Below are 2395 nucleotides of genomic sequence, written 5' to 3' on the forward strand. Positions count from 1 at the left end.
CTTTAGTTTGGAGTATTGCGCCTTTCCCGCTGATCATAAAGATAATCTCTTTATAACCGCCTGTGCCAGTGACACTCGCTTCCATCACTTCCGTTTTCCAGCCTTGCATTTCAGCATAACGACTGTACATGCGGTAAAGGTTCCTGCMAAAAGAGCAGCTTCTTCTCCACCCGCTGCACCACGAACCTCCACAATAACGTTTTTGTTGTCATTCGGATCTTTCGGGATCAGCAAAATTTTCAGCTCGTCTTCTAAACGTTCCGTTTCCTCAGTGAGCTCTGAAATTTCTTCTTTGACCATGTCGCGCATCTCGGCATCCAGCTTCTCTTCGAGCATTGCTTTCGCATCATTCAGCTGGTCGTATGCCGCACGATATTGTCTATATACCTCAACAGTTTCTTGAATATCGGATTGCTCCTTTGAATATTCACGAAGCTTCGTAGGGTCGTTCACTACTTCAGGGTCACTTAAATATTCATTTAGCTTTTCATAGCGTTCTTCAATTGATTTTAAACGGTCTAACATGGTCTTCACCTCTGTTTTGTGCGTAACAGTCTAATTATAGTATAGCGGGGTATGACAGTCAAAAAAATTTCCAAAACAATTGATTTTCTGCAATTTTTCGCTAGAAAACACGATCTTTGGCGATTGGTTACTTGTTTTGTCTAACGTGAAGGAACAGGTCCTCCTTAAAGAGAATGGTACTTGTAATTGAAAAAAGGGAGGGCATTTGGTTTGAATACAAATGAGGTTGCAAAGGAAATTGGTGTTTCTTCAAAGACGATTCAGCGTTGGGTCAAACAGCTCAACATCCCTGTCGCCCGGAATGAACTTGGACATTATGAATTTCATGAAGATATTGTAAAGCTGCTCAAAGAGGTCAAACACCAGATGAGTGAAGGTGTGATCCTCCAAGACATTCAACTGCCAATCCATAAGGAAACCGTTCGTCAATCAGCACCTGCTGTCGAAGCTGATGTCTCTATACAGCGGATTGAAGCATTAGAAAAACAAGTGAAAGCGCTCATCCAGCAGCAATTACACGTCACTGATGTCGAAGACCGCCTGCAAGAACTTGAACGGAAATTGGCTAAAAAGGCAGATGAAGGTGTATCGTATCAGCTGCTTCAGCACCGCAGAGAAATTGAAGATTTATCCACAAAATTTGACCGCCTCGCCGCAACCTTGAAACAACCGTCACAAGCAGAAGAAAAAAAGGAAATCGCACCCCCTGACCTCAAAAAAAAGCGTGTACTATTCCCTCTGTTTCATTCATTTCGCTAAGAAAGGCTGCCTATTGAGGCAGCCTTCAGATTTTTGACAAAGGGCTAAAATAATCTTGATTTTAGCCCTTTGTCTTCTTTCAGCGTGATAGAAAACCTTTGCAGTCTAGGAAGGACGAGCATCGGAGCGGAGCGAATTTGACATTCGTGAGCACCGGAGCGCAGGACTGACAACGAATGCGAGGGTTTGTCTACACGCTGAAGGCTGCCTCGAGGCAGCCTTTTTACTATATTATACGGTAAGAGCAATAATGATCGGTAATGTGATAAGTGACATGATGGCACTGATGACAAATGCGGATGCAGTTTCCGCCTCTTGTTTTTCAAATCGTGTTGCGATCATTGCTGCAACAGCTGAACCTGGGAAGGCTACAAGTAATACAGCTTTTGTAATTTCATCGGCCGAAAGACCCATAAGAACCGCAATAAAATACATAAGTATTGGTTGTACAGCTACTTTTAGCAATGCAATACTGAAGGCTGGCAAGCTTAATTTAATTTTGCGGATACCAACAGTGACACCGACTGCGAATAGCGCAACCCCTGATGTAACGCTGCCAATTTCCTCTAACATTTCGTGTCCAATTGCAGGAAGTTTAAATCCTAAAAGAACAAGAATGATACTGGCTAATGGTGCAAGTGCAAGCGGCTCTGATAAACCGTGCAAAATTGCTTTTGTCGTCATTTTTAGGAAGCTTTCGCCGTCTTTGGTTTTCCCTTTTGTTTTTTCACCGACAGTTGATACAATAATTGCAATTGGATCAAGCATTGCATTTACAACTATTCCGGTAATCGCAATCGGAATTGCAACTTCTTGAGCCCCAAATAAACTGCCCAAGACCGGAATCCCCATAAATGCAAAGGTCGGTTGTGCTGAGTTTAATGAGAAAACAGATGAGTCTGTTAAATCATATTTAAAAGCAAATTTCGTAACTAAAAGGATAATGATATAAAAACCAACGATTCCGAAAATCAATGCAACGAAAAATGGAATTTGACTATAGAATTTATCTTTTGGTGTTGACAGAATACTGGCGATAAAGTGCGCTGGTAAAGCATACTTTGTTACAAGTGTACTTACACCTTTTGCAGATTTAGCGTCATAGCTGCCG

Annotated in this window: 2 protein-coding genes and 1 pseudogene; 1 reads left to right on the top strand and 2 read right to left on the bottom strand. The window is 42.0% G+C overall.

The features are described from left to right. Positions 1 to 525: pseudogene (locus AOQ70_RS02185) on the bottom strand (PCRF domain-containing protein); the annotation flags it as partial. 210 nt (positions 526 to 735) lie between these two features. Here AOQ70_RS02185 and racA point away from each other — a divergent pair. Beyond that, a complete protein-coding gene (gene racA / locus AOQ70_RS02190; protein ID WP_059374713.1) occupies positions 736 to 1284 on the top strand; it encodes a chromosome-anchoring protein RacA in 549 nt (182 codons plus the stop codon). Positions 1285 to 1515: 231 nt separating this feature from the next. Here the strand turns inward: racA and AOQ70_RS02195 are convergent. Further along, positions 1516 to 2395: AEC family transporter (locus tag AOQ70_RS02195; protein ID WP_059374715.1), on the bottom strand; the 880-nt coding region annotated here is incomplete at its 5' end.

This window comes from Bacillus sp. AM 13(2015) (assembly GCF_001518755.1).
GTDB classification, from domain to species: domain Bacteria; phylum Bacillota; class Bacilli; order Bacillales; family Bacillaceae; genus Bacillus; species Bacillus safensis.